The following is a 20201-nucleotide window of genomic DNA, read 5'->3' on the forward strand; positions in this document are numbered from 1 at the left end:
TGCAATTCATTAATCAATTTAATAGGTAATTTTCATGTTAGAGTCAAAGTTTAATTTCCCCGGGCAAACGGCTTTCTACAAGGGAAAGGTTAGGGATGTATATACGATAGACGACAAGTATATGGCAATGGTGGTGAGTGATCGTATCTCTGCTTTTGACGTGGTATTGCCCCGCCCCATTCCTTACAAGGGCCAGGTATTGAACCAGGTAGCGGCCATTATGCTGGAAGCTACAAAAGATATCGTGCCTAACTGGGTAAAGGCGGTTCCCCTGCCGAATGTAACCATTGGCCTGAAATGTGAGACATTCCCCGTAGAGATGGTGGTACGTGGTAACCTTACCGGTCACGCCTGGAGGACTTATAAAAGCGGGAAGCGTGAACTGTGTGGTGTAACCATGCCGGAGGGCCTGAAGGAGAATGACTTTTTCCCTGCTCCCATCATTACTCCTACTACGAAAGCTCATGAAGGTCATGATGAGGATATTTCCCGTGAGGAGATCATTGCTCAGGGGCTGGTAAGCAAAGAAGACTACGAAAAGCTGGAAAAATATACCCTGGCCTTGTTTGAACGTGGTAAGCAACTGGCGGCAAAACGTGGACTGATCCTCGTAGATACCAAATACGAGTTTGGTAAAATCGGGGATACTATCTATGTGATCGATGAGATCCATACACCGGATTCTTCCCGTTACTTCTATGCAGAAGGTTATGAAGAGAAACAGCAGAAGGGCGAGGCTCAGAAACAGCTGAGTAAGGAGTTTGTACGTGAATGGCTTATGGAAAATGGTTTCCAGGGTAAGGACGGGCAGACTGTACCTGAAATGACGGATGCGTTTGTAAACAGTGTGAGCGAGCGCTATATAGAGCTGTTCGAGAACATTACCGGTCAGAAATTTGTGAAGGAAGATGTTTCTGTAGCTGATGCTGAAAAGAAGGTCATCGATACGCTGAAATCGTTATAATCGTGTAAACTATTCAACCAAAGTCTGTAGCAGAGATGCTATGGACTTTGTTTTTTTCATACTTTAGTCACCGCATGAAACACCTGGCCACGCTTAACAAATATTTTATCAAGTACAAATGGAGGTTCCTGACCGGGTTGATTTGTACTGTTATCTCCATTGTTTTCAGTGTGTTTCAGCCTATTATGGTCCGGCAGATATTTGACCTGCTGGCGCAGAATCTTGACAATTACCGTCTTATCAGCGATACTGGTCTGAAAGGTTTCTTTCGCGCTGAATTTTCCCGTGTACTGGCATTTTATGGCATCAGTATCCTTCTCTTTGCGCTGCTGAGCGGTTTCTTTCTCTACCTGCAGCGGCAAACGCTCATTGTAATGAGCCGCTATATTGAATATGACCTCAAGAACGAAATTTACCAGCATTACCAGGTGCTGGACCTGAATTTTTTCAAGATGCACCGTACCGGTGATCTGATGAGCCGTATTACGGAAGATGTATCCCGTGTACGTATGTACGTTGGGCCGGCTATTATGTATGCTACCCGCACCGTTTTCATGATAGTGATAGTTGTGTACCTGATGATAGAAGTTAATCCGTTGCTTACGTTGTATACTTTGTCGCCATTGCCTCTGCTGGCATTGATCATCTATTACGTGAACCGCATTATTCATCGTAAGAGTGAGCGTATACAGGCGCAGCTCTCCAATATTACTTCCATTGCGCAGGAATCTTATTCGGGTATACGTGTTATTAAATCCTATATACAGGAGGAAGGCAGTATAAAGCATTTTGAGGAAGCCAGTGAGGCGTACAAGGAAAGTTCTGTCAGTCTTGCCAAAACAGATGCCCTGTTTCAGCCCAGCATGGCCCTGATGATCGGGTTAAGTGTGGTGCTTACCATCTTTGCAGGCGGTATCCAGGTAATTAATGGGGTGATAACAGTGGGTAACCTGGCGGAGTTTGTGATTTATGTGAACATGCTGATGTTTCCGTTCTTTTCTATTGGCATGGTAGCATCTATGATACAGCGTGCGTCGGCCAGTCAGCAACGGCTGAATGAGTTCCTGCAGATAGAGCCGCAGATAAAGAATCCTGTTGGTGCAAGGAATATTACTATAGAAGGGGAGGTGACGTTCAGTAATGTTTCGTTCACTTATCCGCATACCGGTATCCAGGCTATCAAAGACTTTAACCTGACCATAAAACCGGGACAGAAGATAGCGGTGATAGGCCGTACTGGTTCCGGCAAATCTACGCTGGCGCAGCTGCTCATACGTATGTATGACCCGCAGGAGGGGGCGGTGCTGATTGACGGGCAGGATATCCGGCAGGTGAAGCTGGAAAGTCTGCGTACGCAGATCAGTTATGTACCGCAGGATGTTTTCCTGTTTTCCGATACAATTGCGAACAATATACGTTTTGGTACACCGGAAGCGGGGATAGAGGCTGTGCAGACTGCTGCGAGGCAGGCATCTGTAGAAAGGGATATACTGGGTTTTAAGGAAGGTTTTGATACTTTGGTGGGAGAGAGGGGCGTAACGCTGAGTGGTGGTCAGAAACAAAGGATCTCTATTGCAAGGGGATTGATAAAGGACCCTAACCTGCTTGTTTTTGATGATTGTCTTTCTGCTGTAGACGCCCGAACTGAGAAAGAGATCATTGGTAACCTATATGCTTATCTGAAAGATAAAACTGCTATTATTATTACTCACCGGATCTTTGCGTTGTTTGAATTTGACAAGATCATTGTACTGGATGATGGAAGGATCGTGGAGACCGGTACACATGAAGAATTACTGTCATTAAACGGTTATTATACGGATTTGTATGCCCGCCAGCAGTCAGGAGAAGAGGAACCTTTAATAGAATAGTAATCAAATTATTATATATGCCTGTAAACCAATAGGTAAGGGGATGTTCTATCATTTTTCAAAATCATTTAAAATTATTTTGATATTTGTAAACTAATAGTATATTTGTCTCTTATTGGAAAAAGGATTTGATTCGTTAACAACTTAAATCTAACAACTGTGGCGTACGAAAATACCAATCAGCAGGAAAGAAATAATGACAGTATCTTTTCTAAACGATTGAAAGCGGGCAAAAGAAGGACTTACTTCTTTGATGTAAAGACCACTCGGGGAAATGATTATTTTCTGACCATTACAGAAAGCAAAAAGCGCTTTAATGACAATGGTTATGACAGGCACAAAGTGTTCCTGTACAAAGAAGACTTCAACAAATTCCTCAATGCTCTGACAGAGACCATCAACTATGTGAAAACTGAGTTGATGCCCGACTTCGATTTTGATGCCTACAATCACGACTATGTACGCGATGATGAAGATGGTGAAGGTGCTGAAGCTTCTGCAGAACCAGCAGAAGTTGAAGCTGCTGTTGCCGTAGAAGCAGCTCCCGCTGCTGCAGCTTCTTCTTCTCATAGCGAAGACGTAGATAAGTGGTAATTTAGTAAGATCATTCTATTAGATTGATATATAAGACCTCCGGTTTCTCCGGGGGTCTTTTTTGTTTCGGAGGGGGTATTTTTTATTAGCGTTTTAGAATAAAAAAAACGCTTTTACTATCTGGGTAAAAGCGTTTTTAAAATGTGGTGAAAAGAGTTTTATTTCTTCATCTGTTTCCAGGCGTTGATCAGGCCATTAGTGGAAGCATCATGGCTTGTTACCTTATCTGTGCTTTCCAGTTCAGGCAGTATTTTGTTAGCGAGTTGTTTACCCAGCTCAACACCCCACTGATCAAAGCTGTAGATGTTCCAGATAACGCCCTGTACAAAGATCTTATGTTCGTACAGCGCTACCAGGGAGCCCAGCGTTCTGGGGGTGATCTGTTTTACCAGGAAAGAGTTGGTAGGTCTGTTACCGGTAAATACTTTATAGGGCAGCAGCGTTTTGATCTCTTCTTCTTTCAGTCCTGATTTCACCAGTTCGGCTCTTACTTCTTCTTCAGTTTTACCGTTCATCAGCGCTTCCGTTTGTGCGAAAAAGTTAGAGAGCAGTTTTACGTGGTGATCGCCTATGGGATTGTGGCTTATGGCAGGAGCGATGAAATCGCATGGGATGATGCGTGTGCCCTGGTGGATGAGCTGGTAGAAGGCGTGCTGGCCGTTGGTGCCTGGTTCTCCCCATACGATAGGGCCTGTTTCGTAGGTAACGGCTTTGCCGGTGCGGTCTACATATTTACCGTTGCTTTCCATATTTCCCTGCTGGAAATAAGCTGCAAAGCGGTGCATGTACTGGTCATATGCCAGGATGGCTTCTGTTGCGGTATCGAAGAAGTTACCGTACCAAAGGCCTATGAGGGCCATGATAGCGGGAATATTCTTTTCCAGAGGGGTAGTGCGGAAGTGGTTATCTACTGCATGTGCACCTTCCAGTAATGCTTTGAAGTGTGCAAAGCCGGTGGTCAATGCAATGCTCAGGCCAATGGCGGACCATAAGGAATAGCGGCCGCCTACCCAATCCCAGAACTCAAACATATTGGCAGGGTCTATACCGAAAGCTTTTACAGCTTTTTCGTTGGTAGACAGTGCCGCAAAATGTTTAGCTACATGCGCCTCATCTTTTGCATACTGCAGGAACCAGTTACGTGCAGTGTGCGCGTTGGTCATAGTTTCCTGTGTGGTGAAAGTTTTGGAGGCAATGAGGAAGAGGGTTTCTTCCGGGTTTACTTTTTTAAGTGTTTCGGCGATGTGCGTACCGTCTACATTGGAAACGAAATAGGGTTGTATGCCTTCTTTCCAGTAGGGTTTCAGGGCTTCGGTGACCATTACCGGGCCCAGGTCGGAACCACCGATACCGATATTTACGATATAGCGGATGGTCTTGCCGGTGTAGCCTTTCCATTCTCCGTTATGGATGCGGTGGCAGAAATGTTCCATTTTTTCCAGAACGGCGTTCACATCGGGCATTACATCCTTTCCGTCCAGTACTACAGGGGTATTGGATACATTACGGAGGGCGGTATGCAGTACGGCCCTGTTCTCAGTAGCGTTGATCTTTTCAGCGCTGAACATGGCCTTTATACCTTCTTCCACGCCGCATTCTTTTGCCAGCACGAATAAGGTGGTCATAGTTTCTTCTGTGATGATGTTCTTGGAATAGTCGAACAATATATCTTCAAAAGAAAGGGTGAACTTGTTGAATCTCTCGGCATCCCCGGCAAACAATGTGCGCAGGTGCGTTTCTTTCATCCTGGCAGCGTGCTGCTGCAGTTGTTGCCAGGCCTTCGTAGCTGTCGGATTAGTCGTTGGAAACATATAAACGCATTTTGTGGACTCAAAAGTAATAAATAAGATGAAAGTCTACAGGAGATTATGCCCGGGCGTTGGTCAGCGTACCGTAAAATATACAAGTCTTTGGCGGGTTTGTACTACGGGATCACCATGAGGAGGGACGTTTCAGTATTCTCCAGACGCCGGTGAGAGTGATGACTGACATGGCGGTGATGCAGGTGGTGATGACGGGGCCGGCGTCAGGTCCGTGCACTGTTTGTCTTTTCAGGATGATGCCGTACAGGGCCCAAAGGGCTACCAGGCCTGCAACGATGTTATATCTGCGTATAATCAGCACCGTTGATGCAACGGTAGATAACAGTATGAGAAAAATTGTCCACGGAATGCTGGTCATGTCCAGTCCTGCGTAGACGAACAGGGCTGCCATATTGCCGATGGCAGCGATGCATATCCAGCCAAGGTAGAGGCTGAAGGGCAGGTGGATAAGGAGTTTTTCTGCACGGGTAGCGTAAGCCTGTGGCAGGGCGATATTAAAATTCAGGTTAATAGCCAGGAGGCAGACGAGCAGTGTCAGTATCAGCAGAAAAGATAGCGGCAGGAGCTCATAATGCCAGGCGAACAGCCAGCATGAGTTGGCCAGGCAGCTGATCAGCCACCAGCCTCTGAGCCGTTCCATAAAGATCTCCAGTTCCTGTTGATGGTGACCGGAAAAAGCCAGCCATAACTGGTAAATGATAAATCCGAGTAATGAAAGATAAATGAGGCCCCAGATGGAGAAGGTAAGTGCTGCAGGTACGAAAAGGCTCTCGTATTTTTCTGAAACTTCAGCAGGCGAAAGATTGTTGATCATTGAGGAACCAGCCATAGCATTGATCACGATCACCATTATGTACCCTATTGTGTTGAAAATCGCGCTATTCTTGTAATAGAGGGTTTCATGGTTGGATGCCATAGATAGTATCTTTTTTTAAATTTACAGGGAACATTAACGTAAAACCCGCAAATATTGTTCCCCTTTTTCCTTACATTTGCGCCCATTATGACAGCAGAACAACTCAAAGCTATGAGGGACCGTCTCCATGTCCTGGGAGGTTTTCTTTAACGTCCAGGACCGCATAGCAAAAATCGAAAATGATAAACAACTTACGTTAGCCCCCGGCTTCTGGGACGACAATGCCCGGGCTACGTCCATTCTGAAAGAGATCAAAGTAAACAAGTTTTGGGTAGATCTTTATGACCAGGTACAAACGGCCATAGAGGATAGTGCGGTACTGCTGGACTTCCAGAAAGAAGGAGAAGCTTCTGAGGAAGAGGTAGAGACTGCTTACCAGGCTGCTACTGTTGCTCTTGATGAACTTGAATTTAAATCTACACTGAACGAACCGGAAGACGAGATGCCGGCAGTGCTCACTATCAACTCCGGTGCCGGTGGTACTGAGAGCCAGGACTGGGCGGAAATGCTGCTGCGTATGTATCGTATGTATGGTGAGAAGCAGGGGTGGAAAGTATCTGAAATTGACGTACAATACGGGGATGGCGCTGGTATCAAGTCGGCTTCCCTGGAATTTGACGGCTCATTTGCCTATGGCCTGCTCAAAGCGGAAAGTGGTGTACACCGACTGGTGCGTATCTCTCCGTTCGATGCCAATGCCCGCAGGCACACTTCCTTTGCTTCTATCTTTGTTTATCCGCTGGTAGATGATACTATCGAAATAGCTGTCAACCCGGCCGACCTGGAATGGGAATTCTACCGTTCCGGTGGTAAAGGCGGACAGAACGTAAACAAAGTGGAAACGGCGGTACGTTTGAAACACATTCCTTCAGGCATCATCATTGAATGCCAGCAGGCCCGTACGCAGGGTGAGAACCGTGAGAAGGCCCTCACCATGCTGAAATCCCGTCTGTATGAAGAGGAACTGCGTAAACGCGAGGAGCTGAAGAACGCAGCCAACGCCAACAAACGCAAGATTGAATGGGGGTCTCAGATCCGTTCCTACGTTTTCCATCCGTATAAGATGATTAAAGATCACCGCACGGATTTTGAGGTAGGAAACGTTCAGCCTGTAATGGATGGCGAGCTGGAAGGCTTCATCAAAGCGTACCTGATGATGGCTAAAGCAGAATAATATTTTAAATTTGCAAGATATGCAGATGTGCCGGTGAACTGAAAAAGCCAGTTTCCCGGCACATGCTGCATATCACTCATTTTAAGCCCTGCCTGGCAGGTTACAACAAGATCAAAACCAAAACTGCAGAGAATGCATAATGCTTATTTCCACTTTGCTGCACCGGTTAATGAGCCGGTATACAGCTATGCTCCGGGTTCCCCCGAAAGGGTTGCGCTGAAAAAACAGCTGGCCGCATTTAAAGCGCAGGAGGCTGATATTCCCATGTATATCGGCGGCAAAGAAGTGCGTACCGGTAAGACGCAGGAACTCCGTCCGCCTCATGAGATCAAACATAAACTGGGACAGTTCCATACAGGGGACGCTACTCATATCAATGATGCCATTACTGCTGCGTTACAGGCACGCGCCCAATGGGCGGATACTCCCTGGGAACAACGTGCCGGCATATTTCTCAAAGCGGCAGAACTGATCGCTACCAAGTACCGCTACCATCTGAATGCGGCTACTATGCTGGGACAGAGCAAGAATGCCTACCAGGCTGAAATAGACAGTGCCTGTGAGCTGATAGACTTTCTCCGCTTCAACGTACATTATCTCTCTGAAATATATAATCAGCAACCTTACAGTCCGCAGGGTATTCACAACAGGCTGGAATACCGTCCGCTGGAAGGTTTTGTACTGGCTGTCACTCCATTCAACTTTACTGCTATTGCAGGTAACCTGCCTACTTCTGCAGCGCTCTGTGGTAATGTGGTAGTATGGAAACCGGCTGATACCCAGGTATATGCGGCCAATGTGATTATGAAAGTGCTGATAGAAGCCGGATTGCCGGCAGGTGTGATCAACCTGATCTACACTGACGGACCTCTGCTGGGTGATGTAGCTTTTTCTCATCCTGATTTTGCCGGTATTCACTTTACTGGTTCTACGGCTGTATTCCAGCAGATGTGGAAGACTATCGGTACCAACATCAGCAAGTACAAAACCTATCCCCGTATTGTTGGTGAAACAGGCGGTAAGGACTTTGTCCTGGCTCATAAATCGGCTGATGTTGATGTGACTGCCATTGCTCTGGCCCGTGGCGCTTTTGAGTACCAGGGACAGAAATGTTCCGCTGCTTCCCGCGCTTACCTGCCGTCCAATATTGCAGATGCGGTAAAGGCGAAGCTAGTAGCAGAGCTGGCCACCATGAAAATGGGTACTACTGAAGATTTCAGCAACTTCATCAATGCTGTGATAGATGAGCGATCTTTCAACAAGATCACTAACTATATAGAAAATGCGAAGAAGGACCCTAAGGCAAAGATCATTGCCGGTGGTACTTACAGTAAAGCGGAAGGTTATTTTATTGCGCCTACTGTAATAGAGGTGACCGATCCTCACTATGTAACAATGTGTGAAGAGATATTCGGACCGGTGCTGACTATCTATACTTATGATGCTGAGAAATTCGAAGAGATCATTGCAACTGTTGACAGCACATCCAGCTATGCGCTGACTGGTTCTATTATTGCACAGGACCGTTATGCCATTGACCTGGCTACCAAAAAGCTGGTGAACAGTGCGGGTAACTTCTATATCAACGATAAGCCTACCGGCGCAGTAGTTGGCCAGCAGCCTTTTGGCGGCGCCCGTGCTTCCGGTACCAACGATAAGGCCGGTTCTATGCTGAACCTGTATCGCTGGCTGAGTGCGCGTACTATTAAGGAAACGCTGGTACCGCCTACAGATTACAGGTATCCGTTCCTGAAAGAAGATTAAACAGAAATAAAAAAGGTTGCCAACGGGCAACCTTTTTTATTTCTATAATTTCTCCAGGGCAGTTAACGCTTCTGCTACATGTTTCTCTCCATCCATGAGGTTATTGAAAGTATGGATGATGACACCTTCCTTATTGACTATATAAGTAACGCGTCCGGGAATAAACATTTTTCTGGGCACTCCGAACTGTTTACGTACGGTGTTGCTGGTATCGCTCAGCAATGTAAAGGGCAGTTTGTGATGGGTGGCAAAGTTCTTATGGGATGTTACGCCATCAGAGCTGATGCCTATCACTTTTACGCCTTTAGCAGTGAACTGTTCGTAGTTATCCCTGAATGAGCAGGCTTCTGCTGTGCAACCCCTGGTTTCGTCTTTAGGATAGAAGTAGATAACCAGTGGTTGTTTTCCCAGTACGCTGTTAATATCAAACAGTTGTCCGTCCTGGTCCTTCAGTTGGAATGAGGGTATTTTATCGCCCACTTTCAGTTGTGAATGTGCGTTGCCGAATAAAAACATAAGCAGTAATGTAATTGAAATGAGTCTTTTCATGATTATTATATGATTAAAGATACGGACTATATAGAAATCCGTATTTTTGACGCCTAAACTCAAGTATTTTGAAGACCATATTGAATGATACGCAAGTGGCTATTACCGTTGACCGGCTTTGCCATCAGCTGATTGAAAATCACCTGGACTTCTCACAGACTGTACTTATCGGATTACAGCCAAGGGGTATTTTCCTGTCTGAACGTATCTACCGCACACTGCAGAAGTTATTGCCCGGCGTGCAGATTCATTACGGGAAGCTGGATATTACTTTTTACAGGGATGACTTTAATAAAGGCTCCCAGTTGCATGTGCCAAATGAAACAGCGATAGACTTTTCCATAGAAAATAAGAGAGTAGTGCTGATCGATGATGTGCTGTATACAGGCCGTACTACCCGTTCGGCATTGGATGCCATGCTGGATTTTGGCCGTCCGTCGGCGGTTGAGCTGCTGGTGTTGATAGATCGTCGTTTTACCCGTCAGTTGCCTATACAGGCGGATTATACAGGGCGTACAATTGATGCGGTGATGTCTGAGAAGGTGAAAGTGCGTTGGGCTGAACGTGATGGCGCGGATGAAGTGGTGATTGAATAAGAATTTTGCTTTTGGGATTTGTAATCAGGTCATTTATATTTGCATCTTAAATGTCATTATCAGTAAATCATCTTCTCGGGATCCGTGGTCTGCAGCGTCAGGATATAGAACTTATTTTTCAAACGGCTGACCAATTCAAAGAGGTTTTACAAAGGCCCATCAAAAAAGTTCCGACGCTCAGAGATACTACCATCGTCAATTTATTTTTCGAAAATTCCACCCGTACGCGCATCTCGTTTGAGCTGGCTGAGAAAAGACTGGGTGCAGATGTGGTGAATTTCTCCGCATCAGGTTCTTCTGTCTCTAAAGGTGAAACGCTTATCGATACTGTTAACAATATCCTTTCAATGAAAGTGGATATGGTGGTAATGAGGCATTCTGCTACCGGGGCGCCGCATTTTCTCTCGAAACATATTGACGTCCCTATTGTGAATGCCGGAGACGGGATCAATGAGCATCCTACGCAGGCGCTGCTGGATGCTTTTTCTATCCGTGAAAGGCTGGGAAGCGTAACGGGCAAGAAAGTGGCTATCTGTGGCGATATTATGCACTCCCGCGTGGCATTGTCAAATATCTACTGCCTGAAGGAACTGGGAGCGGAAGTAACGGTTGTTGGTCCGCCCACATTGATTCCCAAATATATGGAAAGTGCGTTGGGCGTAAATGTAAGCTATAATATCGGGGAGGCGCTTGAATGGTGTGATGTAGCGAATGTGCTGCGTATTCAGCTGGAAAGGCAGAATACCCCGCTGTTCTCGTCTTTGAGAGAATATTCTCTGAGCTATGGAGTGAACAGGGAGTTGCTGGATAGTCTGAAGAAAGAGATCGTGATCATGCACCCGGGACCGATTAACCGTGGTGTGGAATTAAGTTCGGATGTTGCGGATTCAGGGCATTCTATTATCCTGAACCAGGTGGAGAATGGTGTAGCGGTGCGTATGGCGGTGCTGTATCTGCTGGCAGGGAAGAAAGCGGAATAATAAGTATAACACAACTAAAAAATAGCAAGAGGGAAGGGCGGTAGTTCTTCCCTTTTTTATTTGCGGTAGTCAGAAGTTTGCATTTACGCCTAAAGTGAATGATCTGAAGAAGGGATATTGGTATCCTGTGTTTGTGGACGCTTCAGGATCGTAATACCGGATCTTCATACGGTTCACTTCCCACAGGTCCTGTCCTGAAAAATACAGCCTTAGGCTGTTCATGAACTTAGCGTCTGCAAAATGGAAGGTATATCCCAGCTGCAGGTTTTTCAGCCGGATATAGGAGGCATTCATCACCCAGAAGGAGGAGGGGAGGAGATTCTGATTGTATCCCATATATAATCTTGGAAAAGCAGCAGCAGGATTACCGGCTGTCCAGTGATCCCGGTGAATCTCCCATGGCTGTTGCCAGTTATCTGTGAAAGGCATGCTGAAATTGGCCGGCACCAATACCTTTCTCTGGCCAATACCCTGGAAAAAGATAGAGAAATCCAGTCCCTTCCAGGAAAAGCCCGCATCAAAGCCGTAAGAGTAGCGGGGTTGTGTGCTGCCAAGATACACCAGGTCGCCATGATCTGCCTTCGTATAGTTTCCCCCGTTAATTATCCCGTCATTATTGACATCTTCATAACGAAGATCTCCCGGAGCAGTGGCAGCGGTCTGATAGGCATGACCATCTACCTCAGAGGACTGCTGGAAGTAACCATTGGCCCTATACCCCATGATAGCGTTGTAAGGCAATCCTTCAAGGCCCCGGTTGTTACCTATGAGCCAGGCGGTGGGGCCGTATGTCTGCAATATTTTGTTCTGGTTATCGAACAGGTTGGCATTCACCCAATAGCTTAGCGGGCCGCGGTTATCTCTCCATCCCAGGTTCAGTTCCCAACCCCAGGAGCGCATCTGTGCGCGGAAGAAAGTAGGGAATAAGGGGTTGAAGAGAGGGGATGTCTGTGTGGCTATCTGCATACGTGAATTATGCTTCACGAAATAATCTGCATTGATATTGAGGCGGCCTTTGAAGAAAGCCATATCCAGGCCGGCATTTGTAGTGGTCACTGTTTCCCAGTTGTTGTTACCTGGTACAAACCTGTCATTGTCTTCATAAGACATGATAGGGTAGGCCTGTGGATGTAGCAACTGATCACGGAAGTTGAAGTCATTCAGTCCGCTGCGCCAGTTAAAGTTGCCCAGCATACCCCAGGAGGCCCTTAGTTTGAACTCATCAAAGAAGGGGAATGCGGATGCAAACCATTTTTCGTTGTTCAGTCGCCAGCCTGCTGAGAGCGATGGGAAGATATGCTGTCTTTTCAGATTGGGCGATTGAGTATTATTATAGAATAGCTGTGCTGCAACCAGGTTGGCTTCCAGCAGGTAGCGGTCGCTGAAGTTATAATTGACGCGGGTGAAGAGGGAGGACAGGAAGCCGGAGCCTTTAAAGTGAAGGGTGGTGGCTGCTTCAGGGTTGTTGAATGACAGCTGCTGCAGCTCGTTGGGCCCGAGTCCAAACCCGGTGGCTATACGTTGATGCTGGTAATGGTTTTCGTAGGCGAAACCTCCCAGTATATGGATGGTATGCTGTTTGCCGGCGGGCAGGTCATAATCTGCCAGTAATTGCAGGCTATGTTGTATTTCCAGCAGGTTGGCCCTTTTCAGTGAGTTGGGATCATTTACGCTGTTGATATAGCCGCTACCGTCATAAAAATCTACTTTCTGTTTGCCGAGGCCATCATGTGTAGTGGTAAGCTGAGGGCTGTATACAGCTTTCAGCGTTAGTCCTTTGTAGAGGTTCTCTGCTTTCAGGGTTATTACGGCGTCGGCAAAAGTTGCTTTTTCTTCCCGTCTTCCTGCATCTTTCAGAAGGGCGTAGGCATTGAACCCTCTGGTATAGTGATCGGTGCCTGGTACATATGTGGGTACATTTCCCGGTGCCTGGTAGAGGAAGTTGAGCAGACCGTTGTTGCCATCTACCCGCCATCCCGGAGAGAGGGTGGAGCTTTGGGCGTACTGGAGGCTGGTTTCCAGGCTCAGTACAGCGCTCAGCCGGTTGTTGGCGTTGAACTGCAGGTTGGTCCTGGAGGTTTTGTCAAAACCGGTATTGAATAATCCCTGGCGGGAGAACTGGCCGAGGGCAAACAGATACTGATGTTTTTCAGTGCCGCCTCTGGCGCTGATATTATAGGTAGTGGTAGTGCTGTTATTGCGGGTTACGTTATCCAGGGGATTGAAGTCGTCATAGTAGTCATAGTTACCACTTCCATCTGTTTTGGGCAGGTAGGTGATGTTGGGATCTTTCATCCGTTGTATATCTAATGGGGTCCATACTACGGGCATGCCTGTATTTTTAGCAGCCTCGTTCTGCATGTTAGCCGCTTCCCAGGAGTGTACGCGTTCCGGCAGGCTGATGGGGCGTTCTATACCAAACAGGCTGTTATACTCCACGCTGATCCTGCCGGGCTTACCTCTTTTGGTGGTAACCAGTACTACGCCGCCTGCTGCCAGGGGGCCGTAGATGGAGGTAGCAGCAGCATCTTTCAGTACGGAGATGGACTCAATATCGTTGGGGTTCATGTAGGTGATGGAGCCGGGCGCGCCATCAACCAGTACCAGCGGAGCGCTGTAGTTGCCGGATGATAGTCCGCGGATCTGCAGGTTAAATCCTTCCTTACCTGGCTGACCGTTATTCCGGGTGACCAGCAATCCTGGCGCCGTGCCCTGTAGGGCTGCCATGACGTTGGTGACGGGTCTGCTTTTCAGCCGCCTGCCTTCCACTTTTGTAATAGACCCTGTGATATTCGCTTTGTTCTGTATGCCGTACCCGATTATCACCAGGTCGTTCAATGTTTTGGTGTCATTTTGCAGGATGATATCCAGGTTATGCCGTTCGCGCAGGGTTATTTCTCTCGTTTCATAGCCGATGAGGGAAAACTGGAGGGTGGCCTGTCCATTGGCTACGGGAATCCTGAAGCGGCCGTATTCATTGGTGCTGGCGCCGTTATGGGTTTCTTTTTCCCGGATTGAGACGCCTGCCAGTGGCCTTTCTCCGTCGGTAATGATACCTGTCACAACATATTTTTCTGCTTCGGTGCTGATAGTCCGGTGGGGGGCTCCTGTAATGGGTGGTGCTTCTGAAATGGGGTAAACGATGATCTGTTTATTCCTGATCTCGAATGCGTAGCGGGTACCGGCAAAGAGCTGCCGTAATACGGAGGGCAGGGGTTCTTTTCTTACCTGCATGGAAACGGAATGTGCATTTTCCAGTACTGTGGAGGAGATGGCGAAGGTCAGGCCTGTTTGTTTTTCTATCTGGCGGATGACCTGGCGGAGGCTGGCCCGGTATACTTTGAGGGTAACTTTAATGGTATCGGCATCCTGGTAGGGATGAGGAGAGGTAACAGTTGAAGGGTTGGTAATTTTTTCGGAATGGGCATACAATGGGCTTATACATATACAAAATAGTAGTATGTACCAGCGCTTTTGTAAAGCCGCCTTACGGAGTGCCTGTTGAATACCCTGCATTTCTACTCCGGACGACTAATAAATTTCTACAAGGCTATCTTTTTGCACGGCGTTTACCTGCAATGTTTTGGACAGGATATCCAATACCTCGGAGAGAGACTCTTTATGGAAGGTAGCAATCAGCCGTTTATCGGCCAATCCTTCTCCTTTAAGAGAGATACGTACTTTGTAATAATCCTCCAGGATGGCTGTTACTTCAGACAGAGGAGTATCATAGAAGGTGAGCTGTCCTGTTTTCCAGGCAATGGGATTATTATTGCGGTGATAGCGGGTGCTGATGGTGGCTCCTGCCAGCAACATTTCTGCTTCTTCACCGGGGGTTAATACAACTGATTTCTTACCGTTCTTATAAACGGCTTTTACTTTACCGGTCTGTACAAAGACGTTTACGCCTTTTTTAGTCTCTTTTACGTCAAAAGAGGTACCGAGCACTTCTATGTCTACATTTTTGAGGTGAACGGAGAAGGGTTTTTCCGGCATATGCTTTACATCTACAAAAACTTCACCCTGCTGTACAAATACCTCCCGGCTGTTCCCTTTAAAATGGCGGGGGTATTTTACGCTGGTATGAGCGTTCAGATAGAGTTTAGTGCCGTCCGGCAGTAAAAGGCTGTCTGTATTCTGAGCGGTTTGTTGTGCTATATATAAGGGCTGGCGGTACAGTGTGATGGCTGTAATAATGCCCACTATTGCTGCTGCCGCCCACCAGTAGCGGCTGGCTATGGAGCGGAGCTTCCCTTTAGACGCCTGTACCGGCTGAGGATTGGTAACAGGTGTGAGGTTGGAGGCAGTTAAGCGGGTATCCAGCTGCTGCCATTGGAGGGAGGTGTTATAAGATGCGGGTGCCGGCAATACTTCCCCTTGCCATAAGGCTTTGGTTTCCAGGAAGATATCAAGATTGGCAGCGTCCAGCTGCAACCATTCATCCAGTGAACGTTTGTGCTCCTCATGCCCTGGGTCTTCCAGGTAGCGGATAACGACATCGATATCAGGTTGCTGTTTCATCTCTTAGTATTAATACAATCAAAAATATCCTTACCATTAGTCTTTCTCAAAAAAACCTTGTTTGGTTGTTTCAGTGTATGGCTCCGGAGGTATATAATAATATATATAACCTCTTCGGATCATTGCTGGTTCAATAACCCGAGCCTGATCTTTTTTAATGCAGTGGTAAGGTGTGTATAGACGGTGTTAATGGAAATATTCAGTTGTTCAGATATTTCGGCGGGGGACAGTCCCTTTATCCGGCTCATTTCAAATACACGGCGGCACTGGTCCGGCAGTTTTTCCAATATGGATAAGTATTGGGCTTCCAGTTCTTTATGTTCAAGTAAAAGGTGTTCTACAGTGGGTTCTATACTGTCAGCCTGTTGTTCTTTGGCATATTGCTGTTGCCGCTGGGCTTTTTTTATACGGTTGAGGCAGGTATTGACGGTAGCCCGAGCCAGATAGTGTTGAACAGGCGCCCGTTCATCCAGGTTTTCCGCAGTACGCCACAGGTTCAGGAATACATCCTGTACAATATCCTGAGCCTCGTCCTGATCGCGCAGGTAGCGTAAGGCTATACTGAACATGGATGGTGAAAATTGATTGAATATTATTTCAAACACACGCTTATCCCTGTTCCGAACCCCGGTAACGATATCTGTATTGTTGAGCGGCAGCATCCTGTAACTATCTTTTCTGATCTATTTATGTACTTGCTAATGCAACGGACTAAAGTCGGCTATCAAAAACAGAACGAAGCAAAATTAATTTATTCTGGCAATTAATCCGCCCTCTGTCTGCCAGAGAGCCGCAGGAATAGGAATTTTTGAAATTCCTGAAAATAATACTCGCCATGGTAAAGGGTTTGCGACGAAAGGGCCAAAATGATAAAAAAAAGACAACTTTTTTTTAGAATGGACTAATGGTAACCAATTTAATGGTTGTATTATATATGTAGACAGTGAATAAGCCGGCACTTGGCAGGCGCCTGCTAATTAAAGTGCGGTTTTAAATAAAAGGATTTCATAACCATTCTCTTTATTATAAAACCTAAAACCAAGTGTATGAAAATGACGAAGTACGGCCTATCGGCTCTTGTCATACTGGTACTGGGGGCGTTAGCTTTCAGGACTCTTGAAGGAGGGTCGATCAGTGGCAAAGTAACACCGGGGGACGGGGCTAAAGAGGTCTGGGCCATTAGTGGTGCAGATACGCTTAAAGCTCTGGTTACCGACGGCGCTTTTTCAATACAGCCTGCAAAAGCAGGTGCCTATACCGTGATAATCGACGCTAAAGATCCTTATAAGGATGCCACTCTCCAGGATGTGAAAGTAGAAGAAGGGAAAGTAACAGATCTTGGGGAGATAAAGCTGGAACAATAGTTCTGCTTTGGTGTTCTAAACTTACAACTCCTAAGCATGATAGGAAAGTTGAGACCTGTAACAACCGGCCGGCTCTTTTGGGCCGGTTTATTTTTTTCATCCCCTCAGATCATTGCAAGACAGACGATAGAACCGGGTAGTTCTGCAAGTGCTTGCCTGTAAGTGGAATTATTTTTGTTCTATCGTCTATCTTTGCGCCCATGCGTACCATTATACTTCTTTTTATTTCGAACACCTTTATGACCTTTGCCTGGTATGGACACCTGAAATATGAAAATGTGCCCTATTGGAAAGTTATCCTGGCCAGCTGGGGAATTGCGTTTTTCGAATACTGCTTTATGGTGCCTGCCAACCGTTTGGGCGCCCAGGAGGGATTCAGTGGCTTTCAGCTCAAAACCATCCAGGAAGTTATCACCCTGACGGTGTTCAGCCTCTTTGCTATCTTCATACTGAAGGAGCCGCTGAGATGGAATTACCTGGTTTCCTTCCTCTTCATACTTGGGGCTGTTTATTTTATGTTCAAGAAATAGGCGCACCTTCCATCACATTTTCTTTTACAGCTATATTTAATCACTATTTTTGACCATCGTTTAATACACAAAGGACAATGGTTAGAAGAAGCTGTTTAGCACTGTTAACAGGACTGCTTGCCGCTGCAACTGCCTGGGCGCAACCCTCCCGGATAGTAAATGCAGCAGATATAAGACTGCAACTCAAAAAACTGGATACGCTGGGAAGCGTATTATATATCGCCGCTCATCCAGACGATGAGAATACCCGCCTGCTGGGATATCTTGCCAAAGAGAAATTGTACCGTACCGGATATCTTTCCCTTACCAGGGGGGATGGCGGACAAAACCTGGTAGGGGATGAGCAGGGAGAGCTTCTGGGGTTGATCCGCACGCAGGAACTGCTGGCAGCCCGTCGTATAGACGGAGCAGAACAGTTCTTTACCCGTGCGCTGGACTTCGGGTTTTCCAAGAACCCGGCAGAGACATTTACTATATGGGACAAGGATAAAATACTGGGAGATGTGGTTTGGATGATCCGCAAATTCCAGCCGGATGTGATAGTTTGCCGTTTCCCGCCTGATAGTCGCGCGGGACATGGTCACCATACCGCTTCCGCCATACTGGCGGCAGAGGCTTATGAAGCTGCCGGGGACCCGAACCGTTATCCTGAACAGCTTAAAGTGCTGAAGCCCTGGAAAGCTCACCGTATTCTCTGGAATACATACAGCTTTGGCAGTATCAATACTACTTCCAATGACCAGTTCCGTATAGACGTAGGTGCTTTTAATTACCTGCTGGGCAGGGGATATGGAGAGATAGCTGCTGAAAGCCGTTCCCAGCACAAGAGCCAGGGCTTTGGTGTGCCGGCGTCGAGGGGCAGTTCATTTGAATATTTTGCTGTTGTAAATGGCAATGCCCCGAAATATGGCCTGCTGGATGGGGTGAACACTACCTGGGAGCGTGTTGCCGGAGGTAAAGCCATTGCAGAAATGATAGATAAGGTTCAGGCCTCCTATAATATAGATGATCCTTCTGCTTCCGTACCGGGCCTCCTGGCTGTACGTAAAGCTATACATGCCCTGCCGGATGGGTACTGGCGCAACCAGAAGCTACAGGAAACAGAACAACTGATCCTGGCCTGTGCCGGTTTGTGGATGGAAGCTTACAGCAATACCCAGGTGGTAGTGCCCGGGCAACAGATACAGGGCAGTGTGCAGATCATCTGTAACAGTAATATACCTGTTACTGTGCAGCAGGTAACTTATGGAGGTAAAGATACACTTACCGGCAATCTTCCGCTGGAGTATAACCGTTTATGTACTTTCACTGAATTACAGACGCTGCCTGCGTCTCTGCCACTTACCCAGCCTTACTGGCTGCGCTCCACGCATCCGATAGGAATGTACACTGTGGACGACCCGATGCTGACAGGCTATCCGGAAAATAGACCTGCGCTGGAGGCGGTTATCAAACTGAAGATCAATGGCGAGGACTTTGTTGTTAACAGGCCTGTGCAATATAAATATACCGACCAGGTAAAGGGAGAGCTGTATGAGCCCCTGGTAGTAGCTCCGCCGGTGGTAGCTTCTCTTACGAATAATGTATTCATTTTTACAGCGACGACTTCCCAGGCTGTACAGGTAAAGCTGAGGGCAATGGAAGCAAATATAACCGGCGCCGTTAGTTTGCGATTGCCGGCGGGCTTTACAAGCGCTGAGAAGTCGCTGCCGTATAGCCTGTCATCAAAAGGAGATGAAACTACTGTAGAGTTTCATATTGCTCCCAGGCAGGTGACGGGTATAAATAGAACGGATACACTGACGGTAGAAATGATCTGTAATGGTAAGACCTATACGCAAGGCCTCCGTTCCATTAACTATGATCATATTCCAGCTATCACCCTTTTTCCTGAAGCAACGGCCAGGCTGGTGATAGTGGACCTTCATCATAACGGACGTAAGCTGGGATATATACCTGGTGCGGGAGATATGGTAGCAACCTCCCTTCAGCAGGTAGGTTACCAGGTAACCGTGCTGGATGAGAAAGAGATCATGAACGGCAATCTTCAGCAATATGATGCCATTATCACCGGTGTACGTGCATATAATACCAATTCCCGTATCAAATACTGGCAGCCCCGTCTTATGGAATATGTGAAGAACGGGGGCACTATGCTGGTACAATATAATGTGAACTCGCCGCTCATGATCACTGAGATAGGGCCTTATCCTTTCAGTATTACGAGGGACAGGGTCACTGATGAAAATGCAGAAGTGACAACGTTGCAGCCGGAGAATGAGATCATGCAGTATCCTAATAAGATCACGGCTCATGATTTTGAAGGCTGGGTGCAGGAGAGAGGGTTATACTTTACGCAGATGGCGGACCCTGCTTACCAGAAACTGTTTGCTATGCATGACAAGGGAGAGGAAGCGCTTCAGGGCTCTACCCTGGTGGCTGTATATGGTAAGGGCAGATACGTATATACTTCCCTGTCCTTCTTCAGACAATTGCCTGCAGGAGTACCGGGTGCATACCGTTTATTCGTCAACTTAATTTCACATAAGCAATAA

At 46.9% G+C, this 20201-nt stretch carries 16 protein-coding genes; 10 read left to right on the forward strand and 6 right to left on the reverse strand.

The window, feature by feature from the left end; all coding sequences use genetic code 11:
- The first annotated feature begins 34 nt into the window (after positions 1-34).
- The 3 genes from GO493_RS10125 to GO493_RS10135 all read left to right on the forward strand — a co-directional run bounded on the left by GO493_RS10125 (position 35) and on the right by GO493_RS10135 (position 3429).
- The gene (locus GO493_RS10125; protein WP_157306032.1) at positions 35-964 is read left to right on the forward strand and encodes a phosphoribosylaminoimidazolesuccinocarboxamide synthase; all 930 of its coding nucleotides are present in this window, start codon (positions 35-37) and stop codon (positions 962-964) included.
- A 74-nt stretch (positions 965-1038) separates the two neighbouring features.
- Positions 1039-2835 carry an ABC transporter ATP-binding protein gene (locus GO493_RS10130; protein WP_157306033.1) on the forward strand — a complete coding sequence of 599 codons (1797 nt, stop codon included), beginning with the start codon at positions 1039-1041 and terminating at the stop codon, positions 2833-2835.
- 159 nt (positions 2836-2994) lie between these two features.
- Positions 2995-3429, forward strand: a complete 435-nt coding sequence (locus tag GO493_RS10135; RefSeq protein WP_317165414.1) for a DUF3276 family protein — start codon at positions 2995-2997, stop codon at positions 3427-3429.
- A 158-nt stretch (positions 3430-3587) separates the two neighbouring features.
- Here GO493_RS10135 and pgi read toward each other — a convergent pair whose 3' ends face one another.
- The gene (pgi, locus tag GO493_RS10140; protein ID WP_157306034.1) at positions 3588-5240 is read right to left on the reverse strand and encodes a glucose-6-phosphate isomerase; all 1653 of its coding nucleotides are present in this window, start codon (positions 5238-5240) and stop codon (positions 3588-3590) included.
- Between the two features lie 121 nt (positions 5241-5361).
- On the reverse strand, positions 5362-6168 hold the full coding sequence (locus GO493_RS10145; RefSeq protein ID WP_157306035.1) for a hypothetical protein: 807 nt from the start codon (positions 6166-6168) through the stop codon (positions 5362-5364).
- Between the two features lie 87 nt (positions 6169-6255).
- Here GO493_RS10145 and prfB point away from each other — a divergent pair.
- A protein-coding gene (gene prfB / locus GO493_RS10150; RefSeq protein ID WP_157306036.1) for a peptide chain release factor 2 occupies positions 6256-7342 on the forward strand; the annotation gives its coding sequence in 2 pieces (ribosomal slippage) (positions 6256-6315 and positions 6317-7342; 1086 coding nt in all).
- A gap of 132 nt (positions 7343-7474) precedes the next feature.
- Positions 7475-9106, forward strand: a complete 1632-nt coding sequence (pruA, locus tag GO493_RS10155) for an L-glutamate gamma-semialdehyde dehydrogenase (RefSeq protein ID WP_157306037.1) — start codon at positions 7475-7477, stop codon at positions 9104-9106.
- A gap of 42 nt (positions 9107-9148) precedes the next feature.
- Here pruA and GO493_RS10160 read toward each other — a convergent pair whose 3' ends face one another.
- A complete protein-coding gene (locus GO493_RS10160) occupies positions 9149-9655 on the reverse strand; it encodes a peroxiredoxin (protein ID WP_232538800.1) in 507 nt (168 codons plus the stop codon).
- A 68-nt stretch (positions 9656-9723) separates the two neighbouring features.
- Here GO493_RS10160 and pyrR point away from each other — a divergent pair, with 68 nt between their 5' ends.
- Complete coding sequence (gene pyrR / locus GO493_RS10165; RefSeq protein WP_157306038.1) at positions 9724-10251, forward strand: bifunctional pyr operon transcriptional regulator/uracil phosphoribosyltransferase PyrR; 528 nt, start codon at positions 9724-9726, stop codon at positions 10249-10251.
- Positions 10252-10301: 50 nt separating this feature from the next.
- Positions 10302-11231 (forward strand): aspartate carbamoyltransferase catalytic subunit, encoded by a 930-nt coding sequence (locus tag GO493_RS10170; RefSeq protein ID WP_157306039.1) that lies wholly within the window; start codon positions 10302-10304, stop codon positions 11229-11231.
- Between the two features lie 69 nt (positions 11232-11300).
- Here GO493_RS10170 and GO493_RS10175 read toward each other — a convergent pair whose 3' ends face one another.
- The 3 genes from GO493_RS10175 to GO493_RS10185 all read right to left on the reverse strand — a co-directional run bounded on the left by GO493_RS10175 (position 11301) and on the right by GO493_RS10185 (position 16414).
- Complete coding sequence (locus GO493_RS10175; RefSeq protein ID WP_198315670.1) at positions 11301-14663, reverse strand: SusC/RagA family TonB-linked outer membrane protein; 3363 nt, start codon at positions 14661-14663, stop codon at positions 11301-11303.
- 99 nt (positions 14664-14762) lie between these two features.
- On the reverse strand, positions 14763-15752 hold the full coding sequence (locus tag GO493_RS10180) for a FecR family protein (protein ID WP_157306041.1): 990 nt from the start codon (positions 15750-15752) through the stop codon (positions 14763-14765).
- 119 nt (positions 15753-15871) lie between these two features.
- On the reverse strand, positions 15872-16414 hold the full coding sequence (locus tag GO493_RS10185) for an RNA polymerase sigma-70 factor (RefSeq protein ID WP_157306042.1): 543 nt from the start codon (positions 16412-16414) through the stop codon (positions 15872-15874).
- A 384-nt stretch (positions 16415-16798) separates the two neighbouring features.
- On the opposite strand from GO493_RS10185, the gene GO493_RS10190 reads away from it, so the two are divergent.
- From GO493_RS10190 to GO493_RS10200, 3 genes are all read left to right on the forward strand, one after another.
- Positions 16799-17116: a carboxypeptidase-like regulatory domain-containing protein gene (locus GO493_RS10190; protein WP_157306043.1), complete on the forward strand. Its 318-nt coding sequence runs from the start codon at positions 16799-16801 to the stop codon at positions 17114-17116.
- Between the two features lie 200 nt (positions 17117-17316).
- Positions 17317-17646, forward strand: coding sequence for a DMT family protein (locus GO493_RS10195; RefSeq protein WP_157306044.1), 330 nt, complete (start codon positions 17317-17319; stop codon positions 17644-17646).
- 77 nt (positions 17647-17723) lie between these two features.
- On the forward strand, positions 17724-20201 hold the full coding sequence (locus GO493_RS10200; protein WP_157306045.1) for a PIG-L family deacetylase: 2478 nt from the start codon (positions 17724-17726) through the stop codon (positions 20199-20201).

The organism is Chitinophaga tropicalis (genome assembly GCF_009758205.1).
GTDB classification, from domain to species: Bacteria; Bacteroidota; Bacteroidia; order Chitinophagales; family Chitinophagaceae; genus Chitinophaga; species Chitinophaga tropicalis.